Annotated in this window: 30 protein-coding genes and 2 tRNA genes; 19 read left to right on the top strand and 13 right to left on the bottom strand. The window is 58.4% G+C overall.

The genetic code is table 11. The annotated features are described in order from the left end of the window. Positions 1 to 40 precede the first annotated feature (40 nt). From AC193Q_RS21915 to AC193Q_RS21895, 5 genes are all read left to right on the top strand, one after another. Positions 41 to 2,266: an AsmA family protein gene (locus AC193Q_RS21915; RefSeq protein WP_121183229.1), complete on the top strand. Its 2,226-nt coding sequence runs from the start codon at positions 41 to 43 to the stop codon at positions 2,264 to 2,266. Continuing rightward, positions 2,263 to 3,330 carry an A/G-specific adenine glycosylase gene (gene mutY / locus AC193Q_RS21910; RefSeq protein ID WP_047290847.1) on the top strand — a complete coding sequence of 356 codons (1,068 nt, stop codon included), beginning with the start codon at positions 2,263 to 2,265 and terminating at the stop codon, positions 3,328 to 3,330. The genes AC193Q_RS21915 and mutY overlap by 4 nt, the downstream gene beginning before the upstream one ends. After that, on the top strand, positions 3,327 to 3,599 hold the full coding sequence (locus AC193Q_RS21905; RefSeq protein WP_033043799.1) for an oxidative damage protection protein: 273 nt from the start codon (positions 3,327 to 3,329) through the stop codon (positions 3,597 to 3,599). Before mutY ends, AC193Q_RS21905 begins: the two co-directional genes overlap by 4 nt. A 103-nt stretch (positions 3,600 to 3,702) precedes the next feature. Beyond that, a tRNA-Phe gene (locus AC193Q_RS21900) sits at positions 3,703 to 3,778 on the top strand. A 166-nt stretch (positions 3,779 to 3,944) separates the two neighbouring features. Then, a complete protein-coding gene (locus AC193Q_RS21895; RefSeq protein ID WP_047290846.1) occupies positions 3,945 to 4,295 on the top strand; it encodes a hypothetical protein in 351 nt (116 codons plus the stop codon). 50 nt (positions 4,296 to 4,345) lie between these two features. On the opposite strand, the gene AC193Q_RS21890 is transcribed toward AC193Q_RS21895, so the two are convergent. Continuing rightward, positions 4,346 to 4,795, bottom strand: coding sequence for a hypothetical protein (locus AC193Q_RS21890; RefSeq protein ID WP_047290845.1), 450 nt, complete (start codon positions 4,793 to 4,795; stop codon positions 4,346 to 4,348). Positions 4,796 to 5,038: 243 nt separating this feature from the next. Here AC193Q_RS21890 and AC193Q_RS21885 point away from each other — a divergent pair, with 243 nt between their 5' ends. Genes AC193Q_RS21885 through AC193Q_RS21870 form a run of 4 tightly spaced genes read left to right on the top strand, consistent with a single transcriptional unit; the run spans position 5,039 to position 7,102 of the window. After that, positions 5,039 to 5,989, top strand: a complete 951-nt coding sequence (locus AC193Q_RS21885; RefSeq protein WP_315437981.1) for an alpha/beta hydrolase family protein — start codon at positions 5,039 to 5,041, stop codon at positions 5,987 to 5,989. A gap of 28 nt (positions 5,990 to 6,017) precedes the next feature. Then, a complete protein-coding gene (locus AC193Q_RS21880; protein ID WP_041071360.1) occupies positions 6,018 to 6,431 on the top strand; it encodes a hypothetical protein in 414 nt (137 codons plus the stop codon). A gap of 6 nt (positions 6,432 to 6,437) precedes the next feature. Continuing rightward, on the top strand, positions 6,438 to 6,890 hold the full coding sequence (locus tag AC193Q_RS21875) for a hypothetical protein (protein ID WP_003220723.1): 453 nt from the start codon (positions 6,438 to 6,440) through the stop codon (positions 6,888 to 6,890). Positions 6,891 to 6,934: 44 nt separating this feature from the next. Continuing rightward, a complete protein-coding gene (locus AC193Q_RS21870) occupies positions 6,935 to 7,102 on the top strand; it encodes an AbrB/MazE/SpoVT family DNA-binding domain-containing protein (protein WP_155416792.1) in 168 nt (55 codons plus the stop codon). A 96-nt stretch (positions 7,103 to 7,198) separates the two neighbouring features. On the opposite strand, the gene gabP is transcribed toward AC193Q_RS21870, so the two are convergent. After that, the gene (gene gabP, locus AC193Q_RS21865; RefSeq protein ID WP_047290843.1) at positions 7,199 to 8,590 is read right to left on the bottom strand and encodes a GABA permease; all 1,392 of its coding nucleotides are present in this window, start codon (positions 8,588 to 8,590) and stop codon (positions 7,199 to 7,201) included. A 552-nt stretch (positions 8,591 to 9,142) separates the two neighbouring features. Here gabP and AC193Q_RS21860 point away from each other — a divergent pair. The 8 genes from AC193Q_RS21860 to AC193Q_RS21825 all read left to right on the top strand — a co-directional run bounded on the left by AC193Q_RS21860 (position 9,143) and on the right by AC193Q_RS21825 (position 14,772). Then, entirely contained in the window at positions 9,143 to 9,916 is a 774-nt protein-coding gene (locus tag AC193Q_RS21860; RefSeq protein WP_041071351.1) for an ABC transporter ATP-binding protein, read from the top strand. Positions 9,917 to 9,929: 13 nt separating this feature from the next. Beyond that, a complete protein-coding gene (locus AC193Q_RS21855; RefSeq protein WP_041071347.1) occupies positions 9,930 to 10,679 on the top strand; it encodes an ABC transporter substrate-binding protein in 750 nt (249 codons plus the stop codon). Positions 10,680 to 10,756: 77 nt separating this feature from the next. Then, positions 10,757 to 11,452 (top strand): ABC transporter permease, encoded by a 696-nt coding sequence (locus AC193Q_RS21850; protein ID WP_007961693.1) that lies wholly within the window; start codon positions 10,757 to 10,759, stop codon positions 11,450 to 11,452. Then, on the top strand, positions 11,449 to 12,138 hold the full coding sequence (locus AC193Q_RS21845; protein WP_003220713.1) for an ABC transporter permease: 690 nt from the start codon (positions 11,449 to 11,451) through the stop codon (positions 12,136 to 12,138). Before AC193Q_RS21850 ends, AC193Q_RS21845 begins: the two co-directional genes overlap by 4 nt. After that, positions 12,119 to 13,354 (top strand): methyltransferase, encoded by a 1,236-nt coding sequence (locus tag AC193Q_RS21840; RefSeq protein WP_483878775.1) that lies wholly within the window; start codon positions 12,119 to 12,121, stop codon positions 13,352 to 13,354. Before AC193Q_RS21845 ends, AC193Q_RS21840 begins: the two co-directional genes overlap by 20 nt. Positions 13,355 to 13,395: 41 nt before the next feature. Beyond that, complete coding sequence (locus AC193Q_RS21835) at positions 13,396 to 13,638, top strand: hypothetical protein (RefSeq protein WP_483878774.1); 243 nt, start codon at positions 13,396 to 13,398, stop codon at positions 13,636 to 13,638. Between the two features lie 135 nt (positions 13,639 to 13,773). Further along, a tRNA-Thr gene (locus tag AC193Q_RS21830) sits at positions 13,774 to 13,849 on the top strand. 269 nt (positions 13,850 to 14,118) lie between these two features. Further along, complete coding sequence (locus tag AC193Q_RS21825; protein WP_236170261.1) at positions 14,119 to 14,772, top strand: Abi family protein; 654 nt, start codon at positions 14,119 to 14,121, stop codon at positions 14,770 to 14,772. Positions 14,773 to 14,901: 129 nt separating this feature from the next. On the opposite strand, the gene AC193Q_RS21820 is transcribed toward AC193Q_RS21825, so the two are convergent. Both AC193Q_RS21820 and AC193Q_RS21815 read right to left on the bottom strand, forming a co-directional pair. Further along, positions 14,902 to 15,186, bottom strand: coding sequence for a helix-turn-helix domain-containing protein (locus AC193Q_RS21820; RefSeq protein WP_047290840.1), 285 nt, complete (start codon positions 15,184 to 15,186; stop codon positions 14,902 to 14,904). Continuing rightward, the gene (locus AC193Q_RS21815) at positions 15,176 to 15,493 is read right to left on the bottom strand and encodes a transcriptional regulator (RefSeq protein WP_095667798.1); all 318 of its coding nucleotides are present in this window, start codon (positions 15,491 to 15,493) and stop codon (positions 15,176 to 15,178) included. The genes AC193Q_RS21820 and AC193Q_RS21815 overlap by 11 nt, the downstream gene beginning before the upstream one ends. 486 nt (positions 15,494 to 15,979) lie before the next feature. On the opposite strand from AC193Q_RS21815, the gene AC193Q_RS21810 reads away from it, so the two are divergent. Beyond that, positions 15,980 to 16,255: a DUF3077 domain-containing protein gene (locus AC193Q_RS21810; RefSeq protein ID WP_047290839.1), complete on the top strand. Its 276-nt coding sequence runs from the start codon at positions 15,980 to 15,982 to the stop codon at positions 16,253 to 16,255. 49 nt (positions 16,256 to 16,304) lie between these two features. Here AC193Q_RS21810 and AC193Q_RS21805 read toward each other — a convergent pair whose 3' ends face one another. Further along, positions 16,305 to 16,985, bottom strand: coding sequence for an RES domain-containing protein (locus AC193Q_RS21805; protein WP_476285532.1), 681 nt, complete (start codon positions 16,983 to 16,985; stop codon positions 16,305 to 16,307). Continuing rightward, on the bottom strand, positions 16,982 to 17,392 hold the full coding sequence (locus AC193Q_RS21800; protein ID WP_483878773.1) for an MbcA/ParS/Xre antitoxin family protein: 411 nt from the start codon (positions 17,390 to 17,392) through the stop codon (positions 16,982 to 16,984). Before AC193Q_RS21800 ends, AC193Q_RS21805 begins: the two co-directional genes overlap by 4 nt. Before the next feature lie 740 nt (positions 17,393 to 18,132). Here AC193Q_RS21800 and AC193Q_RS21795 point away from each other — a divergent pair. Next, on the top strand, positions 18,133 to 19,059 hold the full coding sequence (locus AC193Q_RS21795) for a LysR family transcriptional regulator (RefSeq protein ID WP_007961685.1): 927 nt from the start codon (positions 18,133 to 18,135) through the stop codon (positions 19,057 to 19,059). Here the strand turns inward: AC193Q_RS21795 and AC193Q_RS21790 are convergent. The 7 genes from AC193Q_RS21790 to AC193Q_RS21760 form a co-directional block, all read right to left on the bottom strand. Beyond that, a complete protein-coding gene (locus AC193Q_RS21790; protein ID WP_007952614.1) occupies positions 18,976 to 19,293 on the bottom strand; it encodes an AzlD domain-containing protein in 318 nt (105 codons plus the stop codon). The two genes, AC193Q_RS21795 and AC193Q_RS21790, sit on opposite strands and share 84 nt — an antisense overlap. Then, positions 19,272 to 19,988 (bottom strand): AzlC family ABC transporter permease, encoded by a 717-nt coding sequence (locus AC193Q_RS21785; protein ID WP_027611235.1) that lies wholly within the window; start codon positions 19,986 to 19,988, stop codon positions 19,272 to 19,274. The genes AC193Q_RS21790 and AC193Q_RS21785 overlap by 22 nt, the downstream gene beginning before the upstream one ends. After that, positions 19,985 to 20,362 (bottom strand): GNAT family N-acetyltransferase, encoded by a 378-nt coding sequence (locus AC193Q_RS21780; protein WP_483879642.1) that lies wholly within the window; start codon positions 20,360 to 20,362, stop codon positions 19,985 to 19,987. The genes AC193Q_RS21785 and AC193Q_RS21780 overlap by 4 nt, the downstream gene beginning before the upstream one ends. Positions 20,363 to 20,441: 79 nt before the next feature. Continuing rightward, positions 20,442 to 21,188, bottom strand: a complete 747-nt coding sequence (locus AC193Q_RS21775) for a 2OG-Fe dioxygenase family protein (RefSeq protein WP_007961854.1) — start codon at positions 21,186 to 21,188, stop codon at positions 20,442 to 20,444. A gap of 231 nt (positions 21,189 to 21,419) precedes the next feature. After that, a complete protein-coding gene (locus AC193Q_RS21770) occupies positions 21,420 to 22,706 on the bottom strand; it encodes an OprD family porin (protein WP_041071313.1) in 1,287 nt (428 codons plus the stop codon). 296 nt (positions 22,707 to 23,002) lie between these two features. Further along, positions 23,003 to 23,671, bottom strand: coding sequence for a DsbA family protein (locus tag AC193Q_RS21765; RefSeq protein WP_483878772.1), 669 nt, complete (start codon positions 23,669 to 23,671; stop codon positions 23,003 to 23,005). Positions 23,672 to 23,908: 237 nt separating this feature from the next. After that, positions 23,909 to 24,121, bottom strand: coding sequence for a hypothetical protein (locus AC193Q_RS21760; protein ID WP_047290834.1), 213 nt, complete (start codon positions 24,119 to 24,121; stop codon positions 23,909 to 23,911). Positions 24,122 to 24,188 lie beyond the last annotated feature (67 nt).

Below are 24,188 nucleotides of genomic sequence, written 5' to 3'. Positions count from 1 at the left end.
CGGCTAAATTACGAATTCGACTAACTACAAGGACTCGCCCATGAAAGCGTTCGGCAAAATCCTGGGTCTGGTACTTCTCGGGCTGTTGCTGATCATTGTGGCGGCGGGCTTCGCCCTGACCCACCTGTTTGATCCCAACGACTACAAAGACGAGATTCGCCAGATAGCCCGCGACAAGGCCCACATCGAGCTGACGCTCAATGGCGATATCGGCTGGAGCCTGTTTCCGTGGCTTGGCCTGGAACTGCATGAAGCCAGCATCGCCACCCTGATCAATCCGACCGAGCCGTATGCCGATCTGCAAATGCTTGGCCTGTCCGTGCGCGTGCTGCCATTGCTGCGCCGCGAAGTGCAGATGAGCGACGTGCGTGTCGAAGGCCTGAACCTGCGCCTCAAACGCGACAAGTCCGGCCACGGCAACTGGGAAGACATCGGCAAGCTGCCGCCTCCTGCCGTGCCTGCCGGCAGCCCTGCGCCCGCCAGCCCGCCTGTCGCAGAGGCCTCCGCCCAGCCGGAAAAACCGCCGCAGCCGATCCGCCTCGACATCGACAGCCTGACCGTCAACAACGCCCGGGTTGAATACAACGACGAGCAGACCGGCAAACAGTACAGCGCCGAAAGCATCCAGCTGAGCACCGGTGCGGTACACGACTCGACCAACATTCCGCTGAAAGCCACGGCGTTCCTCAGCACCAATCAGCCGGTGCTGCGCGTGCGTACCGAACTCAATGGCGAGCTGCGCATCGAGCGTGCATTGCAACGCTACAAGTTCGAAGACATGAAGTTGTCCGGCGAACTGACTGGCGACCCGCTGCAGGGCAAGGCCATGACCTTCTCCGCCCAAGGGCAGATCTTGCTGGACAAGGCAGCGAACGTCGCCGAATGGACCGGGATCAAGATATCTGCCAACCAGTTGCGCGCCTTGGGTGAGCTGAAAGCCAACGACCTCGACAAGACTCCGCAGATCACTGGCGGTATCTCGATCGCCCAGTTCGATCTGGCCAAGTTCGTCGACAGCATCGGCCAGACACTGCCAGCGATGGCGCCCGGCAGCCTGAGCAAGGTCGAGCTGGTCAGCCGCGTGGCCGCGACGCCCACCAGCGTGGCCTTCGACAACATCAACCTGAAACTCGACGACAGCAGCTTCAGCGGACGCATTGCCGTTGAGGACTTCGCCAAGCAGTCGCTGCGGGCGATCCTCAAGGCTGACACGTTCGACGTCGACCGTTACCTGCCGCCGAAATCGGAAAAAGCCAAAAACGCCACGCAAGTGCGTCAGGCCGAAGTCGCCAGCACCGAAGCCGATGCCATGGCCGGCGCCGGCAGCACACCGCTGCCGGACAAGCCGAGTAAAAGCGCCTGGAGCACTGAGCGCCTGTTGCCGGTCGAGCGCCTGGCCAAACTCGACGTTGATGCCGATCTGAGCTTCGGCCAACTGACCCTCGACAAACTGCCGATCCAGAACGCCGCGCTCAAAGCCACCGGCCAGGGCGGCCTGCTGACCCTGGAAAACCTGCGCGGCGGGCTGTACAACGGCGACTTCGAAGCCAAGGGCACCCTCGATGTGCGCCCGAGCGCGCCAGTGTTGAATCTGCAAACCCGGATCAACCGCGTGCCGGTGGAGAAAATCCTCGAAAGCCAGGGCAAGAACCCGCCAGTCAAAGGTCTGGTCACACTGACCAGCAGTCTCACCGGCAGCGGCAACAGCCAGCAGGCGCTGATCGAAACCCTCAACGGCAACGCCAGTTTCGTGATCAACAACGGCGTGCTGCTCAACGCCAACCTTGAACAGCAACTGTGCAAAGGCATCGCCACGCTTAACCGCAAAACCCTCAGCGGCGAGCCACGGGGCAAGGACACACCGTTCCAGGAACTCAAGGGCAACCTGACCTTGCGCAACGGCGTGGCGAGCAACCCGGACCTCAAGGTGCGCATCCCCGGCATGACCGTGAACGGCGACGGCGACATCGACCTGCGCGTGCTGGGCATGGATTACCGCGTCGGCATCATCGTCGAAGGCGATACCAGCGCCATGCCGGATCCGGCCTGTCAGGTCGGCGAGAAATTCGTCGGCATCGAGTGGCCGCTGCGCTGCCGTGGTCCGCTGGAGCTGGGCGCCAAGGCCTGCCGCGTGGATAACGAACGCCTCGGCCAGGTCGCGACCAAAATGGCCGGAGACAAACTCAGCGAGAAGATCGATGAGAAACTTGGCGACAAGGTCAGCCCGGAATTGAAAAACGCATTGAAGGGGCTGTTCAAGCGATGAGAGCGGAGCAGTTTTCCACCGCGGTGCTGGAATGGTTCGACCGCCACGGCCGCCACGATTTGCCTTGGCAGCAGGACATCAACCCGTATCGGGTGTGGGTCTCGGAGATCATGTTGCAGCAGACCCAGGTCAGCACCGTGCTCAATTACTTCGACCGCTTCATGACCGCGCTGCCGACGGTACAAGCATTGGCCGAAGCGCCGGAGGACGAAGTGCTGCATCTGTGGACGGGGCTGGGTTACTACACCCGCGCGCGCAATTTGCAGAAGACCGCAAAGATCGTCGTCAGCCAGTACGGCGGCGAATTTCCGCGGGACGTCGAAAAGCTGACAGATCTGCCGGGCATCGGCCTGTCCACCGCCGGCGCCATCGCCAGCATCAGCATGGGCCTGCGCGCGCCGATCCTCGATGGCAACGTCAAACGCGTTCTGGCGCGTTTTACTGCGCAAGAGGGTTACCCGGGTGAACCGAAGGTTGCCAGACAGCTGTGGGCCAACGCAGAGCGTTTCACGCCACATGATCGAGTCAACGCCTACACCCAGGCGATGATGGATCTCGGCGCCACGCTGTGCACCCGCAGCAAACCCAGCTGCCTGCTGTGTCCGCTGGAAAAGGGCTGCGAGGCGCACATGCTCGGCCTGGAAACGCGCTACCCGATCCCCAAACCGCGCAAAGCGATACCGCAAAAACGTACGCTGATGCCGATGCTCGCCAATGGCGACGGCGCGATTCTGCTTTATCGCCGTCCCTCCAGCGGTCTGTGGGGCGGTTTGTGGAGCCTGCCGGAACTCGACGATCTCGACGACCTGCAACATCTGGCCGATCAGCACTCGCTGTCCATGGGCGAACAGCAGGCGCTGCCAAGCCTCGTTCACACCTTCAGTCATTTCCAGCTGTCCATCGAACCCTGGCTGGTTCAGGTACAGGAGGCCACCCATCACGTGGCCGAGGCCGACTGGCTCTGGTATAACCTCGCCACCCCGCCGCGCCTGGGCCTTGCTGCCCCGGTCAAAACCTTGCTCGAGCGCGCGGCCGCCGTATTGAACGCAGGAGAGTCGTCATGACCCGCACCATCATGTGCCGCAAGTACAAAGAAGAATTGCCCGCGCTGGAACGCGCTCCCTTCCCGGGCGCCAAAGGTCAGGACATTCTTGACCACGTCTCGGCCAAGGCCTGGGCTGACTGGCAGAAACACCAGACCCTGCTGATCAACGAAAAGCGTCTGAACATGATGAACGCCGAAGACCGCAAATACCTTCAGGGCGAAATGGACAAGTACTTCTCCGGCGAGGATTACGCCAAGGCCGAAGGCTACGTTCCGCCTGCTGAATAAACCCGCAAAATCCGGGGGCGAATCGTAAGCGACGGAATTAATTTAAGAAATTTTAAAAAAGTCGTTGACGTAAATCCGAAAAACCCTTTTAATGCGCCCCGTTGCCCAGATAGCTCAGTCGGTAGAGCAGGGGATTGAAAATCCCCGTGTCGGCGGTTCGATTCCGTCTCTGGGCACCAAATACCGAAAACCCTGAATCGCAAGATTCAGGGTTTTTTTATGCCTGCGATTTGATGCTGGCTCATTCCAGCCTTTTTCCTGGGCTGCGCAAATGCGCGACGGGTTTCGAACAAAGGCGATCCGCGCTACTTTGGCCGCACCTTATGGAAGAGGGTCATCCGCTCGATGAACCAGAAAAGAACCCGCGTGCCCCTGCCCCATCCGCCACCCTATCGCCAGAGCCGGATTGCATTCTGGCTGATGATACTGGTCGGCATACTGATCGCCTTCCTCATCGCCGCGTCGACTTATCTGATCGTCCATAGCTTGATCAGCGGTTCCATCACCACCTGGAACCGCTCCGGTCCACGCCATACCTACACCCTCGCGCAGCAACCCCGGATGTTCTGGTTCGAGATCGTGTCGCAGTGCGTCGGCACTCTGTTCCTGATAGCCGTCGGCTGGATCGGATTGTGGATTCACCGAATGGCGCGCGAGCCCGGTGACAAGCAGAAGGCCAAGCGCAGGCGGGGGTAAAGGAAGGCGCGGGATTTTACCCGCGCCTCGACGCTCAATTACACCCAACGTTATCCAGCGTCATTCCAATGGAACACCAGATTGCGCGCAGTACCGCTGCCAACGTCTGTCACGTCACGCCGCGTTTCGCCATTGCGCGTGGCGACTACCGTGTACTTACCGGGTGGCAATTGCACGTAGACCAGCGGACCCGTTTGGCTGAGGGTCAGTACGGTCTGCCCCGGCGACTTTTGAATCACCACATCGACATCAGCGGTGTACTGGTCTTGCGCGCCCACCGCGAACGTCATGTGCAGGTTGTAACCAGTGGATTGTTGAATGGCTTTTGACTCGTCCAGGCCGATCCCGCCGGACAGGTAGTTGATGCCGTTTTGCTGTTGTTGCTGGACTTGCACACCGGCACTGTCGATCAGGTCGAGATTGGCCGCCTGCAACATCGCCGGAAAAGCCAATGCCGCCACCGCCGCGATGGGCAGCAGGAATGAAAGAACGCGTTTCATGATGACGACTCCCGGGCTCTTGTAGAGCCCAACCGTTACTCCTTATTTGATCCGGCCAGGGAAGCACGTGTTTTAGAATGATTGGCACTTGGCCAGGGTGCGAAAGGGACTAATTCGAGACGCACTGCGGCTCGAATTTACAGAGTCGCCAACCCTCAATCCGGAACGCACTGCGTTCCGAGTGATTGCGCAGCCCGGCGTTGAAGCTCATTCTCGATCCGTCTTCGCCAAGGCCAAGTCCATATGAATTCACGCAGTCCCGCGTTTAGGCCCGACACAGCAACCGTGAGCGAACCTTTCAAAGAAGCTGCCGCCGATGGCTTTATGCTCGGCGGCTTCACCTGGCGTCACGCCCTGCCCGATGCGCAACGCCCGGTAGTCATCATCAACGCCGCCACCTCGGTACGCTGCCGACATTACTCGCGCTTCGCCGATTACCTGTTCGCCAACGGCTTCGACGTGATCACCTACGACTACCGAGGCATCGGCGAATCGCGTCCGGCAACCCTGAGAGGCCTTGAGGCTTCATGGACCGACTGGGGCGCGCTGGATTTCGAGGCGATGCTCAAGCGCGCGCAACGAGAGCTCCCCGGCCAGCCAATCGATGTGGTTGGCCACAGTTTCGGCGGTTGCGCGGCGGGACTGGGTGAGTCCGGGCAGGTCATTCGTCGGCTGGTGACGGTCGGTGCACAGTTCGCTTACTGGCCTGACTATGCGCCGGAGCAGCGCTGGCGCATGTTCGGCAAATGGCATGTGCTGATGCCGCTTCTGACGCGCCTCTGTGGCTATTTCCCGGGCAAGCGCCTTGGCTGGCTGGAAGACACGCCAGCAGGCGTCGTACGCGACTGGAGCACGCCTGCCGCGCGCTACGAGCAGCGTCCGAGCGGCCGTCGACTGCTGAAAACAACCGGCCGCCTGCCCTTCGCCAATGTCCGCGCAAAGACCTTGGCGATCAGCATCAGCGACGACCCGTACGGTACGATCCCTGCCATCGAACGCCTGCTCGACTACTTCAGCCATGCGCCCAAAACCCACTTGCGTATCGAGCCGCAGGACATCGGCGAACAGCAAGTCGGACATTTCGCCTTTTTTCGTAGCGCATACCAAGCCACACTATGGCCCATCGCTCTGACCTGGCTGCAAATCGGCGAACTGCCACCCGCTGCACCCGGGCGGCCAGTGCCACGCAGCTGAGCCCTCTCAACGCACGATGGAACACACCATGGCCTCCGCCAACAAGCAGCAAAAACGCGCCGCCCGGGCCAAGACCAAGGCCAAGCAGAACCGCACCAAACGCGCCGAGGCGCCGCTCGAACTGGACCCGAACGATGACCGTATCGACTTCGAGTCGGTGGACCTGACCGAGCTGTTCAAGAAAATGATCGACGCCGAGAAGATCAGCCAGCAAGCCATGTGCAGCGCATTCCTCGAAGACCCGCTGCTGGAGCTGGTCTACGAGCAGGAAGGCGAAGAAGGCGCAATGGATTTCATCCTCGCCGCGCTGATCGAGTATCGCCAGTGGTCGCAAGAAACCGACGAAGCCGGTGCCCTGGCGTGGATCGAATCCCCGGCCTTCCAGGCCGACTATGTGGCGGCCTCCGACGCGATCGCCGCACACACCCAACAGAAGAACTGAGTTCCCATGGCATCCCTGAACAAGCAACAGAAACGCGCCAAACGCGCCAAGGCCAAAGCCAAGCACATCCGCATGGTCGGCCGTAAGCCGCTGGACCAGGACGACAACCTCGGGCATCTGGACGAGCCGATCCCGGAATACACCCTGGCGATGTTCAGCAAAATGCGCGACGCCGAAGCCGTCAGTCGCAACGAAATGCTGCTGACCCTGCTGCGCGAACTGGCGTTCATCATCGTTGACCATCCAGAGCTGCTGGACATGGAAAACGCCGAGAACGAAGGCATGGCCGCCACTCACCTGGCCGCCGACATGCTGATCGACTACCGCATGTGGGCCGACGGCATGGACATCGAAACCGCCCAGGCCTGGCTGACCGAGCCACAGTTCATCACCGATTTCGGGATTGCGCTGGATACTTACGGCAAGTCGCTGGAGGACAGCGCCCCCAAAGCCGAGTAACTTTTTGCACCTGACATTCACGCACGATCAAAAAAGGAGGTCAGGTGAAGAAGACAGCTTCATGCAAGGATGGACAATTGCCGAAATCAGAAGACTCAGCTGCGACCATCCAAAGCAAAACCGTTAAAACTCCCAAGGAAACAACTTGGGATGAATGGTTCGACGAAGAGAAAGGCAGCTCAGACTTTATGCTCTTGCGAGAACAAAGCTGATTACGGATATGTGGCGATGTTTCGCCACCTGCAGCACAAGCAAAAACGGCCGCTCGTCATCACTGACAGCGGCCGTTTTGCATTACGCGTTGCGGATCAGTTCAACACCACCGCACCACGCTTTTCCAGCTTGCGGCGGCGTGCCACCAGCAGGCCGGCGGCAACGACCATGAGGCTCAGCAGGCCGGTTGCGAGGATTTCCACGCGGTGGGCTTCCTGGAACAGCATGATGGTCAGGGCCGCGACGATGAAGATGATCACCGCGTAGGTCAGGCCCGGGAACAGCCACATGCTGAAGACGATTTTCTCGCCGCGGGCCATGCGTTGTTTCCGCATGCGCAGTTGCGAGAACGCGATCACCAGGTACACCAGCAATGCGATGGCGCCGGAGCTGGCCAGCAGGAATTCGAACACGGCAGCCGGGGCCACGTAGTTGGCGAAGGTGCAGAGGAACGCCGCGCCGGTCGACAGCATGACAGCCCAGTAAGGCGTACCGCTTTTGTTGACCCGAGTCGACATCGCCGGTGCGTCACCGCGCTTGCCGAGGGAGAACAGCATGCGCGACGAGGTGTACAGCGCCGAGTTCAGGCAGCTGGTGACCGCGACCAGCACCACGATGTCGACGATCATTTTCGCGTTCGGAATGCCCATGCGCTCAAGCACGGTCTGGTAGGAACCGAGGTTGGCCAGCGTAGGATCGTTCCACGGCACCAGGGCCACAACGATGAAGATCGAGACGAGGTAGAACAGGCCGATCCGCCAGATCACCGAGTTGGTGGCCTTGGAAATCTGCTTGCCCGGGTTCTTCGATTCCGCGGCCGCGATGGTCACGATTTCGGTACCCATGAACGAGAACATGGTAGTCAGGATTGCGCCCAGCACCGCGCCCATGCCGTTTGGCAGGAAGCCGCCAGAGTCGAACAAGTGCGAAACGCCGCTGACCTGACTGTTCGGCAGGAAGCCGAAGATCGCCGCGAGGCCGAGGATGATGAAGCCAATGATCGCCAGGACTTTGATCAGGGCAAACCAGAATTCGAATTCACCGTAGTTTTTCACGCTGAACAGGTTAGTCACCGTAAGCAACATGGTGATGACCAAGGCGAAGGCCCAGATCTCCACGCTCGGAAACCAGGCATGCAGGATGGTCGCGGCAGCGTTGGCTTCCAATGGAATCACCAATACCCAGAACCACCAGTACAACCAGCCGATGGTGAAGCCGGCCCAGTGCCCGATGGCACGGTCGGCGTACGTGGAGAACGAGCCGGTGTCGGGCGAAGCGACAGCCATTTCACCGAGCATGCGCATCACCAGCACCACCAGGGTACCGGCGGCGGCGTAGGCCAGCAGCACGGCAGGGCCGGCGGCAGCGATGGCGTGGCCGGAGCCAACGAACAGACCGGCGCCGATCACACCGGCGATCGACAACATGGTCACATGACGCGGTTTGAGCCCCTGTTCGAGGCCATTGGAGCTTGGGGTACTGCTCATCGGAACTACCTTTGCGAGGAAAGCGATTGCGTCCGACCTGCCTGGTTTTCCTTCTCGTAAAAAGAAACCAACAGGGCGTTCCAGATTCTGCACGCAATAAATGCGCCAAAATGTTTCAAACTCTGCTGGCCCGCGGCTTTGAACGCGACCGGACAGTCATCGCAAGTCCTTAAAATTAATGGCAATTCGCCAGAGCGTTACTGTGCGACTCACTTTTCAAGCGAACAGACGCACCAGAAACACACTGAAAAAGTGTGGGATGCACAATAAAAGGGCGAATCAGGAACGTTCGGCCGGATAGCGCTTCCAACACCCCGCCAAAGCTGGCAACATCGCGCCTTTTTTTACGCAACACCCACGGGTTTGCACGTTCAAACACCCGTTCGGTTGTTGATGGGGCGACAGTCTGCTGTGCCGATGCGACAACCCGCCACACGCCATCCGCTTACCGCCCGTAGCGCTGTTGGCTGCCATTGAAACGCTATGCTAGCTTGGCCGCCTCGCCAGGAAGGCCCGCCAACAGCAGGAGCGCAACATATATGAGGAACGCACATGGCTGAGGCCACGCCCGCGCTTGAAATCCGCAACTTGCACAAACGCTACGGACAGCTTGAGGTGCTTAAAGGCATCTCGCTGACCGCCCGCGACGGCGATGTGATCTCGATCCTCGGTTCCTCCGGTTCCGGCAAGTCCACGTTCCTGCGTTGCATCAACCTGTTGGAAAACCCGCACCAGGGTCAGATTCTGGTAGCCGGTGAAGAACTCAAGCTCAAGCCCGCCAAGAACGGCGAACTGGTTGCTGCGGATGGCAAACAGATCAACCGCCTGCGTTCCGAGATTGGTTTTGTATTTCAAAACTTTAATCTGTGGCCGCACATGAGCGTGCTCGACAACATCATCGAAGCCCCGCGCCGCGTGCTCGGCCAGAGCAAGGCCGAGGCGATCGAGGTCGCCGAAGCGCTGCTGGCCAAGGTCGGCATCGCCGACAAGCGCCACGCCTATCCGTCGCAATTGTCCGGTGGTCAGCAACAACGCGCCGCGATTGCCCGCACGCTGGCGATGCAGCCGAAGGTGATTCTGTTTGACGAGCCCACCTCTGCCCTTGACCCGGAAATGGTTCAGGAAGTACTTAGTGTCATCCGCGCACTGGCCGAAGAAGGCCGCACCATGCTGTTGGTGACCCACGAAATGGGCTTTGCCCGTCAGGTTTCCAGCGAAGTGGTGTTCCTCCACCAGGGGCTGGTGGAAGAGCAAGGATCGCCTCAGCAGGTGTTCGAAAACCCGCTTTCGGCGCGCTGCAAACAATTCATGTCCAGCAACCGCTAACGGAGCAACATGCATGCAGAATTTTAAAAAGGTCTTCCTGGCCGCCGCCGTCACCCTCGCATTCAGCGCCGGGGCCATGGCCGAGACCCTGAAGATGGGCATCGAAGCGGCTTACCCGCCGTTCAACAACAAAGACGCCAGCGGCAACGTGGTCGGCTTCGACAAAGACATTGGCGACGCCCTGTGCGCCAAGATGAAAGTCGAGTGTTCGGTGGTCACCTCCGACTGGGACGGCATCATCCCTGCGCTGAACGCCAAGAAGTTCGACTTCCTGGTGTCCTCGCTGTCGATCACCGAAGAGCGCAAGGGCGCGGTGGACTTCACCGACCCGTACTACTCGAACAAGCTGCAGTTCATCGCGCCGAAAGATAAAGAGTTCAAAACCGATAAGGATTCGCTCAAAGGCAAGATCATCGGTACCCAGCGCGCCACCCTCGCGGGCACCTGGCTTGAGGACACTTACGGCAGCGATATCGAAGTCAAACTCTACGACACCCAGGAAAACGCCTACCTGGACCTGACCTCCGGTCGTGTCGACGCTATCCTCGCCGACAAGTACGCCAACTACGACTGGCTGAAAACCGATGCAGGCAAGGCCTACGAGTTCAAAGGCGACCCGGTCGTGGAAAGCGACAAAATCGGCATCGCCGTGCGCAAAGGTGACCCGCTGCGCGAGAAGCTGAACGCCGCACTGAAGGAAATCGTCGCTGACGGTACCTACAAGAAGATCAACGACAAGTACTTCCCGTTCAGCATCTATTGATCTGACCTGCGGGACCGGCGCCATCCACCGACGGCGCCGGCTCCCGGCCTTGCCTGCCGCGATTTGAAAAGAAATCCATGATTATCGACCTCTACGGATTCGGCCCGGCCCTCGCTGCCGGTGCGCTGATGACCGTCAAACTGGCGCTGACGGCCCTGTGCCTGGGACTGGTGCTCGGTCTGCTCGGCGCCTTGGCCAAGACTTCCCCGTACAAGCCGCTGCAGTGGCTTGGCGGCACTTATTCGACCCTGGTGCGTGGCGTCCCGGAATTGCTCTGGGTGCTGTTGATCTACTTCGGTACGGTCAACCTGATGCGCAGCCTCGGTGAGTTTTTCGGTAACCCCGACCTGCAACTCAGCGCCTTCGCCGCCGGCGTAATCGCGCTGGGTCTGTGCTTCGGCGCCTACGCCACGGAAGTGTTTCGCGGCGCAATCCTTGCCATTCCCAAGGGCCACCGTGAAGCCGGTGTGGCGCTGGGCCTGTCGAAATGGCGGATCTTCACCAAGTTGATCATGCCGCAGATGTGGCGCATCGCCCTGCCCGGCCTGGGCAACCTGTTCATGATCCTGATGAAAGACACCGCGCTGGTGTCAGTCATCGGTCTGGAAGAAATCATGCGTCACGCGCAGATCGGCGTGACCGTGTCGAAACAACCGTTCACCTTCTATCTGGTGGCCGCAGTCATGTACCTCGGCCTGACGGTGCTGGCGATGACCGGCATGCACTTCCTGGAAAAACGCGCCGCTCGCGGCTTTGCGAGGAGCGCTTCATGAACTGGGAAGTGATCATCAAGTGGCTGCCGAAACTGGCGCAGGGCGCGACTTTGACCCTCGAACTGGTGGCGATTGCCGTGATTGCCGGCCTGCTGCTGGCGATTCCGCTGGGCATCGCCCGCTCGTCGAAGCTGTGGTACGTGCGCGCCTTGCCCTACGCCTACATCTTCTTTTTCCGTGGCACGCCGTTGCTGGTGCAACTGTTCCTCGTCTATTACGGCCTGGCGCAGTTCGATGCGGTGCGCAGCAGCGCGCTGTGGCCGTACCTGCGCGATCCGTTCTGGTGTACCACCGCGACCATGACCCTGCACACGGCGGCGTACATCGCGGAGATCCTGCGCGGCGCGATCCAGGCGATTCCGCCGGGGGAAATCGAAGCGGCGCGAGCACTGGGCATGTCCAAGCCCAAGGCGATGTTCTACATCATGCTGCCTCGTGCGGCGCGCATCGGCCTGCCGGCCTACAGCAACGAAGTGATCCTGATGCTCAAGGCCAGCGCACTGGCGAGCACCGTGACCCTGCTGGAACTGACCGGCATGGCCCGCACGATCATCGCGCGCACCTACCTGCCGGTGGAAATCTTCTTCGCCGCCGGCGTGTTCTACCTGCTGATGTCCTACGTGCTGGTGCGCGGCTTCAAGCTGCTGGAGCGCTGGCTGCGCGTCGATGCCTGCCAAGGGCGTTGAAACTTCCCACGTGCTGACGGGCGAGGCCCTACTCGCCCGCTTCACCGCGCTGGATGATTTTCTTACGGCGCATCAGGCGCTGTGGAAACCTCGTCCGTTCACTCATCTTTCGCTTCCATGGGAAACCGCCTACCCCGAATTGGCTTCGTGGCTACGCGGACGATCGCTGGAAGATGCAGAGCGTGCACATAATCATCCCGCCGATCTCGCCGATGCCCCGGAGCCGTTCGCCTCATTGGCGGCGTTGTCGGCTGAGCTGAGCGCAGTTGGTGAGTTGCCGGGACATGCGCTGGAAACTACAGGCCATCGATTGAATGTCGACGTACCGGGACGCAAGTGGCAGCAGATCGAAGCGTTCGGCAGCCGTTTGTCTTTCGCCTCGCCGCCCACGCATTGGCTGGACTGGTGTTCCGGCAAAGGGCATTTGGGCCGGCGCCTGTTGAGCGCCAGGCAACAGCTGACCTGTGTTGAATACGATCCGGCGCTGGTCGCCAGCGGTCAGGCTCTGAGTCAGCGTCATCATTTGCATGCCCTGCATGTCGAGCAGGATGTGCTCGCAACAGATGCGGCAACCGTGCTGAGCGCTCACCACACCCCGGTCGCCCTGCACGCCTGCGGTGATTTGCATGTGCGCCTGATGCAACTGGCAAGCGCGGCCGGATGTCAGCAGATGGCCATCGCCCCGTGCTGTTACAACCGGATTAATCGCAGCGAGTATCGGGCATTGTCCTCAGCGGGTTTGCGATCCGCCCTACAGCTCTCGCTCGAAGATCTGGCGCTGCCCATGAGCGAAACCGTCACCGCCGGTGCAAGAGTCCGACGTCAGCGCGACACCTCCATGGCGCGACGTTTGGCCTTTGATCTGCTGCAACGACAAGTGCGCGGAGTAGACGAATACCTGCCCACCCCGTCCCTGCCCAATGCCTGGCTGGACAAGCCTTTCGCCGATTACTGCCGCGACCTGGCAGTGCTGAAAGAGTTATCCACAATCGGTACGCCGGATTGGCAGGCACTGGAAGCTGCCGGTTGGCAGCGATTGGCCGAAGTTCGCAACCTGGAATTACTGCGCGGATTGTTCCGACGGCCGCTGGAGCTTTGGCTGAATCTTGATCGAGCCATTTTCCTCAACGAACGGGGATACTTCGTACGGCTCGGCACCTTCTGCGACAGCTCGCTGACGCCGCGTAATTTTCTACTACTGGCCGAGCGCGCCTGAAACCTTTACAGCCTGTGGATAACTCTGTTGATGGTTTTCCCGTGGATCCAATATCCACGGCCATTGGACGGCAAAAACACCATTGGTCATTTTTTGTTCACATTGATAAAAAACCTGTAAAACAGGGCTTTGCGCACAAAATGAGAACGTGTCCACAAATTCCCCTGCAACGCCAAGGTCGCGCCGATCCGTTGTGCATAAGCTTCCAATCAAAAGGACATAAACGGGTGAAATGGGTGCTTGAACGGCGCGGAAATCCTGCCATCACGCTCATGCTGGATTGACGTCGAACAGCCCGATTTTGCGGCTTGAGACCTAATGACACAGCTCAAGCCGCGCCTGATCCAGCACCTGCGTAAAAATAGTCTGAATTCAGGGGTTTACAGAACCCACCCAATCGCTATAATCGTCGCCCACACGCCGGTATAGCTCAGTTGGTAGAGCAACTGACTTGTAATCAGTAGGTCCCGGGTTCGACTCCTGGTGCCGGCACCATACAAAACAAAGCCCCTGCAGAAATGCAGGGGCTTTGTTGTTTCTGGCGTTTGGACTCCGCAGAGGTTTCCACATTGCTGCGACCAGACCTGCGGCCCCTTATCTCAAACTCCGTCCCCTGTGCTTCAAGCCGTTACAATTTCACATCAGCCCAACATTGACGGGCTCTCGCACCCACCTAGAATGCACCCCAACACACCCGCCAAGCCTAGGTTGACCCAGTCAGCAAGCTCAAATCGTGCGGGTTTTTTTTGCCCGGAGAAAACTACATGAGGCCCTTCGACAAGCCGGCCCTCAGCGTAGAACAGCAATTGGAACTGCTAAAGCAACGAGGCCTACAAGTCGCAAACGACGACCGCGCCATGTGTTTCCTTGAAGTGGTCACGCTGTTTCGCCTGAGCCCCTACATGCGCCCTTTTCAGGAAACGAACCCTGAACACACCTTCAAGCCTGGTAGCACTCTAAAAGCAGTCGTCGACATCTATCGTTTCGACGGTTCGTTGCGCCGCATTACCATGGATGCTATCGAACGTGTGGAAGTCGCCATACGAGCGACTATCAGCAACCACATGTGCCCTAAGTACGGGCCTGAATGGATAGCTGAGGCGTCAATCTTCTCCTCGTCATACTCACATTCTGATTTATTGCGGCCCCTGCGAGATCAACTGAGCAAGGAGCGCAACAAACTTGGACGTGAGATTGACCGTATAAAAAAGAGCAGCCGAGCAGATCAGATCCAGCAGCGGCGAATTGAAAATCGCATGCGCGATAACTATTTTCGATTCTACAGATCAACCTATTCCCATCCCGAGTTGCCACCCGCCTGGGCTGTTCTGGAAGAACTGAGCCTTGGAACGGTGTCCAACCTGTTGGCAGAATTGGGGGACGGCAAAATTGGGGGGCAGGCCACGTTTATCAATTAATAGAGAGTCGCAGCCTTAATTCTTTTTTACGATTTTAGTGCCGACGCCATACAAAACGAAGCCTCTGCAGAAATGCAAGGGCTTCGTTGTTTTCTGTAGCAGAAGTCAGCCAAAAGGCTTTAAGTGGTATCAAGCAGGGAGCAGATCCCGCAACGCTTCCGGATGCTGACTTGCAACCCGCAAGAGAGTTTGCGCCGCACCCGTCGGCTGACGGCGACCCTGCTCCCAATCCTGCAATGTGCGCAGACTCACACCGATAAGTTTGGCAAACGCACTTTGTGAAACGCCCACTTTGGCACGTGCTTCCGCTGCCGCAGAGAGCGGCACCTGCGTTACGCGCGCGGCCTTTCCGGCCTTCATCTGACGTACAGATTCCAGCAAGTCCTGCTGGAATTGCTCCAGTTCATCGACCATCGCTGATTTCCTCCTTCAGTTGCTTAAGGAAGGCTACGGGCAAGTTGTCGAGCTTTGCCTTGGTGTAGGCAATGAGCAACCAAATCGAGCCTTCAGAAAGCGTGTTGTAATAAATGACGCGTGTACCGCCTCGCTTGCCCATGCCGCTACGAGTCCACCGCACCTTACGCAAACCTCCACTGCCAGGCACGACATCACCAGCCAGAGGATTTGCAGCAAGCCAATTGATGAATTCATGGCGTTCACCATCACCCCATATGGCCTCTGCATAGCGCTTGAACATTTCCGTTTCGATGATTGTATACATGAACCGAACTATACGGCTACGCCGTATAAACAAACCATAAACGCTTATGGGGACAGATCGACGAAATGCATGGCGCGAAGACTTGTGAAATCTGTTGTAACGAGAAGCCACTGCTAGCCACCGTTGCTCATTCGCCCCTCGCAAAGCTACCGTTCAGCTCGTCGCTGCCAATTCAGCGACCGGGCCTGATAACCCGGGTAAGATACAGGCGCACCAGCGCCCCAATTCACGTTTGCCGGCGCTTTTTTGTGTCTGCATTGCCGTGCAATGGCGGCTGTGCGTGGGAGACCTTCGGGTCTGCCGGGTTCCTGTATCTCCGGTTTATCAGCCCGCGCATAGCTGCCACCCATTCGCCTGATAACGAATTGGCAGCTCTCATTTGATACAGGGAGTTCACAAATGAATGCCAATGATCCATCCGTAATCCGCCTAGCAATGGCACCGGTCACCTCACTCCACTTCCTTAACCACGGCAGGTGAAGCGAAATGACCCACTACCTCGATTTGAAAACCCCAGGCCTCACGCACTTTTCCTTCCAGGCCAATCAAGCGCTGTTCCGCACCAATCGTGGTGTGCCAGTAATCGCCGCCCTCTCGCACGCCTCACACTTGCTTCACATCTCCAAGCTACTGACTGCAGATTCCACAGTCTCTCGCGATCCTGACCTTCACGCTTACGCCTCCCAGTATCTGCAGGAGTTAAGCAAGGCGTTGATCGATGATGTCGTGAAAGTGATGGATGCGCCGCCGGACAAGCCGTAGATGTAATCACCCACATGAAGCCCTCGTTGATGCGAGGGCTTTTTGCGATTCAAACCTGACTGATCTCAAACACAAACGAAATCCTGCGTTGACTCGCACTCCACACATAACGCAAATGCTTACCCTGCTTCGGAATCGACACGGCCGGCGGGCGGAACGCAGCGACACATTCGTGACCCGGCAAACGCACGCTGTTGTAGAGAATTCCCCACGATTCAGACTCGCGCAGTTGTCGGGCAAACGCCTGTGACGGGCCATAGGCTTCCGGATCGGGTTGATGCAAATGTGCAAAACCATCACGGACATCGTGCAGCGGCTTAACCACCCGATTGACGTAAGTCCGCATGGTCAACTCAAGGTCCGCTTCGTTGGTGGCCGCGAGGAAGCGTTCCTGGTGATAGCAGGTTTCGGCGATGGCCGCGGCCTGGCTGCTGGCGGCGTAGTAGACGCCGAAGGTGCCATCGGTGAAGCGACTGCTTTTGCCGATGTGGGTAAACGCCGCCATCACCGGGGTTGAACCGGGGCCGGAGAGGCGATCTCCGGGGCGCACGCGGGCGAGGACGCCGGCCTGTTCGATCAGGCGATCATTGGTCAGCGCTTCCAGCGCGTAGGCGATTTCCAGGTCTTCGGGGTCGAGCACGTCTTCGAACAGCGCAATCGGCGGGAAGCTGCTGTTGACGATCCGGTAGGCCTTCGGCCATTGCGGCTCAGCCAGCGGCGGGGCCTTCAACCGCGCACCCCGTCGAGATAACGGCGCACGTCGGCGATGTCGACCACCCTCCCCGCCAGCATGTAATCCAGCGCCGTTCGACCATTGAATGGCGCAGCGGTGTTGGGGCTGCTGACCCAGGTGTAAGCGCGCTCACGGCTGTTGCTGAAGATGATGCTTAACGCCTTGTGAATGCCCATCAGGTACGAGATACGCTCCAGCGTGTCGTGCGGCAGGCGAATGTTCGGCGGCAGGTGTTTGTACTTGTAGAACGTGGTGTTGCCGACGCCGCCCAGCAGCGTGCGCTGCTGCTCGGCGTTGCAACCCCAGCGCTCCATGAGATTGAAGAAAAACTTCAGCGCGACGCGCCCGGCCTCGGAGACGTCGAGTTGTTCGCGTGGGGTGAGGGCTGGGGATGAGGTAGGCATGGTCGTCCTTCTAAGCGGGTCCGCAAGATGAGCGTAGTACACATATGAATTTTTTACATGAAATTATTCGTATACGAATAAACGCCTAAGAATTTCCAAGTTGACACGTTAATGTTCCGTAGCAGAGGATCTGCCTCAAGAGCGCGAAACCGACTGCCATCAGGTGGCGATAGTCGGCGTTAGGAACCCCGTTGATGACCTGAAGATCAGCGCTCGGGTGAGACCTCTACCCTTGTTCAAGGGAGCAAAAAGCCGACAGCAATGTCGGTTTTTTATTGCCTGGTTTATTTGAGCATTTCGCTTGCCTAGTCGAAGTGCTGGCGAATTTTGCCTATGTGCATTCACATGCGGACGCTCTTCAGCGTCCCGTGAATGGCGGCTCTAGAGTCGCAACAAACTGGTGAAGACGAAATTGGAAAGCATCCCTGATGCTAAGGGCACTCGCGCTCAAAGCTGAAAAATATGCGCATATCTCGCCGGGGAAATTACAGGAGCCATAAGCCGTTTCTCCTCGAAAAACCCTCCCGGCGCACCAAAACCACGCACTTTTCTTGACCCCAATCACCCCCACGTCATCAAAAATCCCGATCCTGTGTCAGCTTCCAGCCATCGGCAGGGACATCAATTCGCTACTAAACCCGCGACAACTATGCTCAGGTGCTGGAATATAGCCGGCATATGACGCCGGATCGGCAGTCTCGTAAACAACAATACCCAGCCCACTTCAGAGGGCATTACCCATGGATAGCAGAACCTTACGCAACCTCATGCGCATCGTGCAGACCGGCTCGTTGTCGGCCGCAGCCGAGCATTCGTGCCTGACTGTGCAGGCCCTGGCCGCGCAGTTGAACAAGGTCGAAGAGCAGTTCGGTTTCCGCTTGTTTCGACGTTCCAACAAAGGGCTGACGCTGACGCCGCAAGGCACGGAGCTGACGCCCTACATGGACAAAGTGCTGATCGCCACGCGACAGATGGAAGAAAAGGTCGAGGCGCTCAAGGTGCCGGGCCAGCGCACATTGAAGGTCGCGTTGAACAACACGTTGTCGTCTGACTTCAACCGGCGAATGATCGGACGCCTGATTGAGGTGTTTCCCGATTACCAGATGGAATTCAGCTACGCCGAGTCGATGGAAAACCTCAGCAAGCTGAAGAATGAGGACTTTGACCTCGCGGTGCTGATCGGCCCGCAGCGGCCGGGTTTGCCGAGCATTGTTTTGCCGGATGTGCAGGTGCAGGTGGTCGGTGCTCATTGCGGGCAGGAAAACGATCCACTGACGTTGCTGGGCAACAAGTTTCAGGTGCGTCCTGCGGAAGATTGTCCGTATTCCCACAGTTTCCTGCGTTTTCTCGACGCCGGACTGGGCAATCACGAGAACGGTCAGCGCATGGTTTATTCCTGCAGCGAGACCCTGACGCTGTCGTTGATCACGCAGATGGACGCAGTCGGCATGGTGTCGCGTGAGGCCGCACAAAAGAACGGCCTGACGATCTTCCCCGGTTTCGAGGATTTTCTCGAAGTGCGTCTGGCGGTGAACAACCCAAACCTGTCAGGCCAGGCCCTGAACGACGTGGTCGATCTGCCGCTACATGAACGAGCCGAGCGCAATGTACGCAGCCGTCCCAACCGCCACACTGAGAAAGAGGTTTTTGCTGAAATACGCACATAGCAACGTCGGAATGGCTGCATAAAATTCCGGGCGATCGAGCTGTATGTGCTGATCCTTGATCAACAAGGGTGTCAGGCTGATCGCAGCGACGATCGCCACCGGCAAGTATTCCAGCGCCCGCGCAACGAATGGCGGCCAGTGCTCGGTGTTGACTTGCAGCGGCAGCGCGCGTGGCAGGAAGGTCACGGCCATCATCAGCGCGACCACCAGAATCAGGAACGTTTGGTCAGGCATACACCCACTCCGCAGCCCACAAACGTGGCGATGAAAACATTGAATGGCGAAGTGCCGACCAGGCTCAGCGCGCCCATGCAGACGACGGCAGCCGCGGCGGCGATGAGTTTGTTGCGGGTGTTGCACAGCGACACCAGCACGTAGAGCATCATCGCGGTCAGCGCGTAGTCGAGCTGATATTTGATCAAGTGCGAGGCATATTGCGCGCAGACAGCGCCCAACAATCCTCCCAGCACCCATGAGGTGTGGCAGAACAGGTTGAAGCCGATCAGGTAACGGATGTTGACCGGCGCGCCGGTGCCCAGTTTGACGCTGTGAAACGCGAAGGATTCGTCGGTCAGTCCACCGGCGTAGGCCCAGCGTTCCATGCGGCTGAGGCCCAGTGCGCGCAGGGCCTTGGCCATGTACACCGACATCAGCATGTGCCGCGCATTGATCAGGAAGGTGGTCAATACGATGGTGGTCAGCGACGCACCACTGGAGATCAGCGCCAGCGCGGCAAATTGCGAAGCGCCGGCGTAGACGAATAAACACATCGCCACCGGCAGCCACATCGGCAGCCCGGCATTGACCGCCATCAGCCCGAACACGAATGACACCGTGAAGTAACCGGCCACCACCGGGCTGGCTTCGGCAAACGTGCGCGATGGCTGATGGGCAGCCATCAGCGGCGCACTGCCGGACGTTTCATTCATAGATCCCTCTCAAATGTCCGCTCGCCGTGGGGTTCGCAAAAACCCTGGGCAGTCCAGAATCGCCTGCCCGCGAGGTTAGCATCGTCGACGAACAGAAACATCCGTAATACACCGACCCGTTTCATGTCGGACGACGCCGCTTCCACCAGCCGCTGGCCGACGCCCTGGCTGCGATAGCGTGGGCTGACCGCCAAGTGGTTGATGGTGCCGCGACTGCCGAGCATGCCGCCAAGCACCGCACCGACGATTTCGCCCGCGACGTCGAAGGCCAGATAGGCGGTGGTGGTCTTCTGGATCAACACGCCGCGCAGGCATTTGGCGTCCTGCCATTCGCAGAACGACACTTCGTCGAACTGGCGGAAGAAGCGCTCCATGCGCTGCGCGTCCTTGGCGGTGGCACGTCGCAGCACCACCGGCGTCGAGCACTCGACGCCGTCGATTGGGGTGATCTGATTAGCGAACAATGTCGAAAGCGGTCCCGGGCCGCGAGAAGGAAATCGCCAGAATCTGCCGGTACGCCATGGCATGCGTGTGGGTGTTGCGCGCGGGGGTCACGTAGTGGCGCATGTCGCGGTCAAGGAAGTAGGTGGTGTCGAGAATTTCCTGGTAGGTGGTCGACGCCAATTGATGCTCGTGGATATCGTAAAGACGACTCTCCGCCCCCTCGACATTGTTGCGCCCCCAGAAGTGCACGCCGCTGAACGGATAACCGTCGCAGTGAATCCCTTCCGGGGTGATTTCCAGCTGCTTGCCGGGTTTGATCTCGATGCGGATCTGATGAATCTGGCACTGCCAGATTTCATCGTGCAGTTCTTCCGGCAGCACGCTTTTGTACACTTCAAAATCGGTGTCGATCAGGCTGCGCATCACCGGCGAAGTAATCACTTCATCGGAGAAGTCCTGAAAGTGCCGCACAACACCGCCCACGTAGGCGTTGTTTTCCTTGGACTGCACGTAGGCGCGATGCTCGAGTTGCTTGAGCTCACGTGTTTTCGGGTTGTATTCAAAGTCGCTGTAACGACGGTAACGCATGCCGGCTTCGGCCTGACCGTAGTAACTGTCTGGCTCCATGTTTTCCCAACTTTTGGTCAGTCTGACGAAGTCGGCAAAATGACCGTAGAGATTGAAGTCACCACCCTGGACGTTGACATATTTGTCGCGCCGTAGCGATTCGCCCACTTCTCTGTTCAAAACGATCATTACCAAATTCTCCGCTGCGTTGAGCGGCCTAATCTATTAGGTGGAGAATTTGCGTCCATGAGAAAGAATTTCAGGCATTTAAAGCCCTGTTTGAAACGGTACTTGAAGGCGCTTGAAAACCACTTTTACGTGACAAAAACACGGGTTTTTTCCAGTTTTCGCAGAAAAGACCTCGAAAAAAAACCCCGAACCAGTCGGGGTTTTCTCATGTTTCTTACACCGGATCGTTCATCAGAAGATGTTGATCGGGTAGTCCACAAACACACGCAGCTCGTTGCCGCTGACGTTGTACTCGCTGGATTTCTGCGACACGCGCAGGATCGAGCTGCGCAATTTCACGCTCAAGTCTTTCGCCGGACCACTTTGTACGACGTATTTGACCTGGTTGAAAATTTCGCGCTCGGTGCCGCCTTCGCTGGTGGAGGTGGTGATGTTGTCGCCACGCACATAAGCGAAGTTGTAGCTCAGACCCGGTACGCCGAATGCGCCGAAGTCCAGGCCGTAACCCAACTGCCAGCTGCGCTCGTCTTCAGCGTTGAAGTCCGACCAGTAGGAGTTGGCCAGGTAGATGGTGTTGCCACCGTCACCGACACGACCTTGCTCTTTCTGATAGCCGCCGTAGGCGTAGCCCAGGTTGCTGTCGCCGGTGGAGCGCTGATGCGCCACGGTGAACGAGTGCGGGCCGGTGGCGAACGTTGCTGCCAGGCTCCAGATCTTGTTGTCATCACCGGTAGCGCCACTTTCGCGGACGTAAGAGTCGTCCAGCTTGGTGCGATAGCCGTTGAAGTCCAGGGTCAGGGACTGATCCTTGTCGATCGGGAACACGTAGTTGGCGTTCACGTATTGCTTCTTCAGCACGTCTTCGACGTCGGAAGCGTACAGCGCCGCCTTGAATTGTTCGGTGAACTGATAGCTGCCGCCCAACACGTTGATCGCCTTCAGACCACCGCTGTCACGGCCTTCAGCGCTTTTGCGCGACTCGGCAGTGAAACGACCGGCGTCCAGTTGCAGGCCTTTGATCTCTTTGGAAGTGATCAAGGTACCGGTGTAGCTTTCCGGCAGCAGACGCGAATTGTCATAGTTCAGCACCGGCAGGGCCGGCATCTGGTCACCGTAGGTCAGCACGGTGTTGGACAGACGGAATTTGACCGCAGCGCCGCCCTTGGACAGGTCATTGGCAGGCTTGCCGCTGTCGCCACGTTTGAAGAAGTCGATACCGCCGGCACCGCTGCGATCTTCGCTGCGTTCCAGGTTCAGGGCGTACAGGCCGAAAGCATCGACACCCACGCCGATGGTGCCTTGGGTGAAGCCGGACGAGAACGTACCGATAGCCGCTTGGCCCCACTCGGATTTGTCCGCGTTGCCGTCTTTGTAATCACGGTTGATGTAGGCATTGCGCAGCAGCACTTTGAGGCTGCTGTCTTCTACAAAACCCTTGGACTCGGCCTGGCCGTCAGCCATGGCCTGTGTGGCACTCAACATCCCCAGTGCGATCAGACTGATTCGCTTGTTCAACATTTTGTTTTCCTTATTACGGGTTGAAACGCGCTGTGTCGAACGGCTGAAACGGCGCTATTGCACTCTTTTTTCACCCCGAAACAAAAAGACCCGCCCACGGTTATACCGTGTCGGGCCCTTTTATTATTCTTGAGTCATGGCGGTTGGCCACAGGCGTTGGGCCGAATCGTAGCCGCGCCCTCAATAATGTGTCAATTTCAAGAATCGTCTTTAAATAGGTAAAAATCGTCTAAGAATCGTAAATTTTGCGATAGCGCATTGCTCGGAAATGCGCTTAACCAGTGAATCCGGCGCGATTACGCGCAGCCATCGAGATCGCATAGCGCGGGGGATTGAGCCGGCTCATCGGCCACAACCGCTTGCCCTAACCAATCAGCAAAGGCCTGCGGTTTACCTAACCACGGGCTGATGTCGATCAAGGTGAATTGCCCGTCCTGCTCCAGCGCCAATGTTGGAAAACCCTGGCCGCCCAGTTGCGCCAAGAGTGCGCGGCTGGCTTTCACATGCGCTGTCGTATCAACGGATTTAAACGCAGCCGCAAAGGTGTTCTCGGCGTAGCCCAACTCACTGGCGAGTTCGAACAGTACGGATTCATCGGCAATCCGCCGTCCCTCAACGTAATGCGCCGTTTGCAAACGCCCAAGCAATTGCAGGCCACGGCCGTCGATGGACTCTGCCGCCATCACCGCTGCGATCGGCGGCGTCGAATCGAAAACCGCCGATTGATCCCGCAGCAGACCTTCGAAATACGCCTCGCCAAAAGGTTGCCCGGTGTATTCGGCGATGCGCCGGTCGTGGGGCATGACGTAATCACGCAGTTGCGGCGAAACGCGCTGACGGCTCGCGCCGCTCATCATTCCGCCCGCATGGGCAATGACCGGCAGCACTTGCTGTGCCGCTTGCACCAGCGGTTTGGCGCCGTAGCACCAGCCGCACAATGGATCGTATATGTAGTGAAGGATCATGAGAGAACTCCGGCAACCAATCAGGAAAATTCGATGCCGGCAGACTATTCCTACGCGTGTTGGGGAAAAACGCTGGAATGGCTCTCAGACTGTTTCGCGAATCGGTCGAATGGGTTGCCTTGTTCGGCTACCGCTTCAAGCCCCCTCCCACAGGTTCAATGTTCGCCATGGTTTTCCATCGCGCATAAAAAAGCGCCGCCATCCCGGCAGCGCTTTTACCAATCCTTGTTGTTTTTCTTATCCTTGCATCACAGCCCACAACGCTTCCAGTTCGGCCTCGCTGAACAGGTCAGCGGGATAGCGCTCAATCATCATCCGGCGCGGATCAGGTTCCCTGATCTGACGCGTTCCATTGGACTTCAAAAAGTGCGCGACAATCTGGAGCGATTCGCCGTTTACGACCATGGGATGCAAATTCCGCTCGCTGATTACGTTCACTTCGGCGTTCATTTCAGCGCTCTCTCCCCGTTCGTGAGCGGCTAAGTTATCCAAGGTATATGACAGAACTGTTGAAGCT

This window comes from Pseudomonas sp. F2, assembly GCF_057174385.1.
The sequence above is the reverse complement of the archived record's forward strand: the minus strand, read 5'-3'. Positions and strand labels throughout refer to the sequence as shown.

Excerpts from the sequence above, each read along its gene's own strand:
- AC193Q_RS21795 (WP_007961685.1), top strand. The coding sequence starts at position 18,133 with ATGGATAGCAGAACCTTACGCAACCTCATGCGCATCGTGCAGACCGGC.
- AC193Q_RS21915 (WP_121183229.1), top strand. The coding sequence starts at position 41 with ATGAAAGCGTTCGGCAAAATCCTGGGTCTGGTACTTCTCGGGCTGTTG.
- AC193Q_RS21840 (WP_483878775.1), top strand. The coding sequence starts at position 12,119 with ATGCCTGCCAAGGGCGTTGAAACTTCCCACGTGCTGACGGGCGAGGCC.
- AC193Q_RS21765 (WP_483878772.1), bottom strand. The coding sequence starts at position 23,671 with ATGATCCTTCACTACATATACGATCCATTGTGCGGCTGGTGCTACGGC.
- AC193Q_RS21845 (WP_003220713.1), top strand. The coding sequence starts at position 11,449 with ATGAACTGGGAAGTGATCATCAAGTGGCTGCCGAAACTGGCGCAGGGC.
- AC193Q_RS21775 (WP_007961854.1), bottom strand. The coding sequence starts at position 21,188 with ATGATCGTTTTGAACAGAGAAGTGGGCGAATCGCTACGGCGCGACAAA.
- AC193Q_RS21770 (WP_041071313.1), bottom strand. The coding sequence starts at position 22,706 with ATGTTGAACAAGCGAATCAGTCTGATCGCACTGGGGATGTTGAGTGCC.
- AC193Q_RS21800 (WP_483878773.1), bottom strand. The coding sequence starts at position 17,392 with ATGCCTACCTCATCCCCAGCCCTCACCCCACGCGAACAACTCGACGTC.
- AC193Q_RS21890 (WP_047290845.1), bottom strand. The coding sequence starts at position 4,795 with ATGAAACGCGTTCTTTCATTCCTGCTGCCCATCGCGGCGGTGGCGGCA.
- AC193Q_RS21815 (WP_095667798.1), bottom strand. The coding sequence starts at position 15,493 with ATGTATACAATCATCGAAACGGAAATGTTCAAGCGCTATGCAGAGGCC.
- mutY (WP_047290847.1), top strand. The coding sequence starts at position 2,263 with ATGAGAGCGGAGCAGTTTTCCACCGCGGTGCTGGAATGGTTCGACCGC.
- gabP (WP_047290843.1), bottom strand. The coding sequence starts at position 8,590 with ATGAGCAGTACCCCAAGCTCCAATGGCCTCGAACAGGGGCTCAAACCG.
- AC193Q_RS21760 (WP_047290834.1), bottom strand. The coding sequence starts at position 24,121 with ATGAACGCCGAAGTGAACGTAATCAGCGAGCGGAATTTGCATCCCATG.
- AC193Q_RS21875 (WP_003220723.1), top strand. The coding sequence starts at position 6,438 with ATGGCATCCCTGAACAAGCAACAGAAACGCGCCAAACGCGCCAAGGCC.
- AC193Q_RS21860 (WP_041071351.1), top strand. The coding sequence starts at position 9,143 with ATGGCTGAGGCCACGCCCGCGCTTGAAATCCGCAACTTGCACAAACGC.
- AC193Q_RS21885 (WP_315437981.1), top strand. The coding sequence starts at position 5,039 with ATGAATTCACGCAGTCCCGCGTTTAGGCCCGACACAGCAACCGTGAGC.
- AC193Q_RS21825 (WP_236170261.1), top strand. The coding sequence starts at position 14,119 with ATGAGGCCCTTCGACAAGCCGGCCCTCAGCGTAGAACAGCAATTGGAA.
- AC193Q_RS21880 (WP_041071360.1), top strand. The coding sequence starts at position 6,018 with ATGGCCTCCGCCAACAAGCAGCAAAAACGCGCCGCCCGGGCCAAGACC.
- AC193Q_RS21785 (WP_027611235.1), bottom strand. The coding sequence starts at position 19,988 with ATGAATGAAACGTCCGGCAGTGCGCCGCTGATGGCTGCCCATCAGCCA.
- AC193Q_RS21855 (WP_041071347.1), top strand. The coding sequence starts at position 9,930 with ATGCAGAATTTTAAAAAGGTCTTCCTGGCCGCCGCCGTCACCCTCGCA.
- AC193Q_RS21905 (WP_033043799.1), top strand. The coding sequence starts at position 3,327 with ATGACCCGCACCATCATGTGCCGCAAGTACAAAGAAGAATTGCCCGCG.
- AC193Q_RS21810 (WP_047290839.1), top strand. The coding sequence starts at position 15,980 with ATGACCCACTACCTCGATTTGAAAACCCCAGGCCTCACGCACTTTTCC.
- AC193Q_RS21820 (WP_047290840.1), bottom strand. The coding sequence starts at position 15,186 with ATGGTCGATGAACTGGAGCAATTCCAGCAGGACTTGCTGGAATCTGTA.
- AC193Q_RS21895 (WP_047290846.1), top strand. The coding sequence starts at position 3,945 with ATGAACCAGAAAAGAACCCGCGTGCCCCTGCCCCATCCGCCACCCTAT.
- AC193Q_RS21780 (WP_483879642.1), bottom strand. The coding sequence starts at position 20,362 with ATGGAGCGCTTCTTCCGCCAGTTCGACGAAGTGTCGTTCTGCGAATGG.
- AC193Q_RS21850 (WP_007961693.1), top strand. The coding sequence starts at position 10,757 with ATGATTATCGACCTCTACGGATTCGGCCCGGCCCTCGCTGCCGGTGCG.
- AC193Q_RS21790 (WP_007952614.1), bottom strand. The coding sequence starts at position 19,293 with ATGCCTGACCAAACGTTCCTGATTCTGGTGGTCGCGCTGATGATGGCC.